5 protein-coding genes and 2 pseudogenes are annotated in these 3,053 nt (G+C 34.4%); 1 reads left to right on the forward strand and 6 read right to left on the reverse strand.

All coding sequences use genetic code 11. From position 1 onward, the window contains the following. A partial coding sequence (locus AC1DUW_RS24640) for a VOC family protein (RefSeq protein ID WP_477643705.1) occupies positions 1–269 on the reverse strand: 269 nt, incomplete at its 3' end. A gap of 173 nt (positions 270–442) precedes the next feature. On the opposite strand from AC1DUW_RS24640, the pseudogene AC1DUW_RS24645 reads away from it, so the two are divergent. Beyond that, positions 443–562 (forward strand): annotated as a pseudogene (locus tag AC1DUW_RS24645) (IS3 family transposase); the annotation flags it as partial. Positions 563–686: 124 nt separating this feature from the next. Here the strand turns inward: AC1DUW_RS24645 and AC1DUW_RS24650 are convergent. The 5 genes and pseudogenes from AC1DUW_RS24650 to AC1DUW_RS24670 form a co-directional block, all read right to left on the reverse strand. Then, positions 687–881 carry a hypothetical protein gene (locus AC1DUW_RS24650; protein ID WP_477643708.1) on the reverse strand — a complete coding sequence of 65 codons (195 nt, stop codon included), beginning with the start codon at positions 879–881 and terminating at the stop codon, positions 687–689. 36 nt (positions 882–917) lie between these two features. Further along, positions 918–1,114, reverse strand: a pseudogene (locus AC1DUW_RS24655) (DoxX family protein); the annotation flags it as partial. A 70-nt stretch (positions 1,115–1,184) separates the two neighbouring features. Continuing rightward, complete coding sequence (locus AC1DUW_RS24660) at positions 1,185–2,039, reverse strand: M56 family metallopeptidase (RefSeq protein WP_477643706.1); 855 nt, start codon at positions 2,037–2,039, stop codon at positions 1,185–1,187. Continuing rightward, positions 2,039–2,455, reverse strand: a complete 417-nt coding sequence (locus AC1DUW_RS24665; RefSeq protein ID WP_053346315.1) for a BlaI/MecI/CopY family transcriptional regulator — start codon at positions 2,453–2,455, stop codon at positions 2,039–2,041. The genes AC1DUW_RS24660 and AC1DUW_RS24665 overlap by 1 nt, the downstream gene beginning before the upstream one ends. Before the next feature lie 45 nt (positions 2,456–2,500). After that, positions 2,501–2,923, reverse strand: coding sequence for a hypothetical protein (locus tag AC1DUW_RS24670; RefSeq protein ID WP_477643707.1), 423 nt, complete (start codon positions 2,921–2,923; stop codon positions 2,501–2,503). Between the last annotated feature and the right edge of the window lie 130 nt (positions 2,924–3,053).

Here is a 3,053-nt window from a genome sequence, read left to right on the forward strand (position 1 = left end):
GTTGAAATACAGATCGTAACTTGATCTCCAGTTTGACTAGTTTGACCTGGAAACATATCTGAAAACATGAGGTCCGTTTCTCCAACCTTTAACATTGCGTGTGACACAAGTTCCTTTGCTTCTTCTGGTATAGGAAATTCCGGGTTTTCTGGCATTTCTCCAAAAGTTTGATTAAAAAGGACCTTTGCACCCAATGCTTTTTCGTAAAATTGGATCGCTTCCTTCGCATTTCCGTTCATCATTAAATAGGGAGATAATCGCATTGTCATAATTAAATAGCTCCTTTGGTTCTAATTTTTTTTACAAACCTTGAGTAACTTCCAAGCTTCCTTTTGAACTTGTCAGTGATAATAACCACTATACCATTATTACCCATGATTGTATTTTATAATAAAGAACATATGTTCGTCAATATATATTACTTGAAGACTAACAATTTTTTGAGCATTTTAAACAAGAACTAGAAGATTATATCCATTACTACAATCACCAACGCATCAAGGTGAAATTAAAAGGCATGAGCCCAGTAGATTACTCGGTTCATGCCCTCAAAGCTGCCTAACTAACTAAAAAAAGTGTCTAATTTTTTGGGTTCACTTTAATTGATAAGCTCTTTTTTTGACTTTAGTCTATGTGTTTCAATTTGGTGAGCATAAAACTTAACACTTTGATATTGTATATCCTTATTAACTCGCTATTATTTCTGAATCTTGTCCTTTTTTATGGTTTGGTAACTTAGAATCTATCGATAGGAATCGGCTTCCATTTAATACTAGGTGAAGTGCAATAATCATAAGAATAAGGTCTAATTCGAATCCTGCACCTTCTCCATTCCCCATAAAGCCTGCTGGAAATTTCACATAAACAATTGCACCAGCCATAATGAATATAAGGAGAGCAGAAATTATTCTTGTTCCAAGACCTAAAATTAAAGCAATTCCTCCAACCATTCAATTGTACCAACTACATAGGCCATAAATCCCGGAATGCCTATAGTTTGAAACCATCCAGAAATGTTATTCAATCCACTTTGGAATTTTGACAAACCATGCATCAAAAATGTAATTCCCAACATTACTCTTAATAAAAAGGTACCGATTTCTTGTTTTTTCATGACACATCTCCTTTTATTGTATTTTACACTACAAAGTGTAGTGTAAAGGTATAAAAAAATCAAGTGAAARTCATCCGACAATCACTATAGTCATTCCCAATAGTATAATCAAAACATAAATAGAGACAAAAATCGTGGTAATATCAGCCCTTAAAGGAATTGTACTTTTAGGATCAACTAATTCCTGAAGTCTATAGTTAACTGATTCATGCGAGAAGTGGACAAGGACAGGAGAGGATTTATCAGAGCAACAATGTTTAATTAACTTCAACAAAGCAGCGCTTATGCCTAATTCAGTCCCCATTTTATTAATCGCATATTCATCGGCTAATAATTCACTAATTATTTTGTAATTTTCATAACACCATTTTGTCAGTGGGACAAACCATAACGCCTGTGAGATCAACTGTAAAATAAAGATTACCAATGGATCATATTTTTTTTGGTGAAAGGCCTCATGCTCTACTACTGCTTCTAGCTCATCAAAGTCCAATAATTGAATTAAACCAGTACTAAACACAATGAAAGGTCGCCTGAAACCAAGCGTAAACGCAAGAGGTTGATCAGCATTCACAACTAAGATATCTTTGTTGGCCCGTTTGAATGTTTCGTTTATAGACCTTGTCTTTTCAACGTTTTTGTAGTTAAAAAGCTTTTGTTTAAACCTTCTGGAAAGGAGATATTGCTCTGCAATTTTGAATAGGGTGATCAATATACTATAGGATATTACTATAATGAGCAGTGTGATGACCACAAAGTAGTATACTGAACCTTCTTTGAATAGACTAAAGCAAAATTTAAAAAAGTTGGCTTTAATATTTACTCCAAAAAAGATGTGTACCAAAAACGCTCCCATTTGGCTCCATACTACACCGGCAATTAAAAGACTAAGGCTTATCACAAAATAAGACTTTTTCTTCCACATTATAATTTATCCTTTTTTAACGATTGAATTTTTTGTTCCAATTTTTCAATTAAAGCTTGGTCAGCGTCTTTCATGGCATCAAGCATATGGCTAATGACAGCACCACCAAATTCATCTAGCAAATTCTCAGTCAGTTTCTTTGACTGCTCTTCTAAAAACTCCGCTTTAGATTGCACAGGGCGAAATAATGAAAGCCTTCCTTCAGACCTCTTTTCAAGTATGCCTTTTTCGACTAGACGATTCATGACTGTCATTACTGTATTAAAGTTGATAGGCTTGTCAAGCTCCAATGATTGCTGCACCGCTTTAATACTCTGTTCATTTTTATCCCATAAATATTCCATGATACTAGCTTCCAAGGGACCAAAGAAACGATTCAGTCCAACTTCATCATATTTAAAATTTTTAATATTCATCATTTACCCTCCCACTACGAATTGTAGTGGAAATTCTTGTTAGAATCAAGTTTCATCAGGAAGATTAGATCTGATGTATATCCAAATTTCTTTATGGGCCGGCACAATCGAATTTGTAACCCCTCTTGGATTATTAATTGTTAAGCTTAATTGAGTCAAGTAATGCATACAAGATTGAAGTATGGTTTGAAATAGCGTGTTAATTACATGATCCCGACCATCGAAATGTTTTTCATGACCTGAAAACATTTGATTAATTGCTTTAATAGCTTTTCCAGCACCAATTGGGCCTACCAAATGATTATTTGGCCATTCATTACCTCCAACACTGGCCTGGCTTTTTCCAGTACTTCTGGATCTCCACCTGCTATTACAGTCAAAATTCCTTTCAGCTCCAAATGTTCCCCTGCTAACAGGTACATCCAAAACCCGTATCCTTTTTTCCTGATAAGCAGAATGAATCTCCATAAAAATTTGCTTTTATATTAAATCTCAGTTTTTGCTTCGAATTTTAAAGAAACGAGCCTAATAAAGGCTCGTTTCACTAATTAATGATTAACTCCTTGTTGTAAGTTTTTCTATTTCCTGAGAATTATAG

The organism is Peribacillus sp. P4_C12 (genome assembly GCF_056402095.1).

Bases quoted from the DNA above. Each gene is read 5' to 3' on its own strand.
- AC1DUW_RS24650 (WP_477643708.1), bottom strand. From the start codon at position 881: ATGGCTGGTGCAATTGTTTATGTGAAATTTCCAGCAGGCTTTATGGGG.
- AC1DUW_RS24665 (WP_053346315.1), bottom strand. From the start codon at position 2,455: ATGAATATTAAAAATTTTAAATATGATGAAGTTGGACTGAATCGTTTC.
- AC1DUW_RS24660 (WP_477643706.1), bottom strand. From the start codon at position 2,039: ATGTGGAAGAAAAAGTCTTATTTTGTGATAAGCCTTAGTCTTTTAATT.
- AC1DUW_RS24670 (WP_477643707.1), bottom strand. From the start codon at position 2,923: ATGGAGATTCATTCTGCTTATCAGGAAAAAAGGATACGGGTTTTGGAT.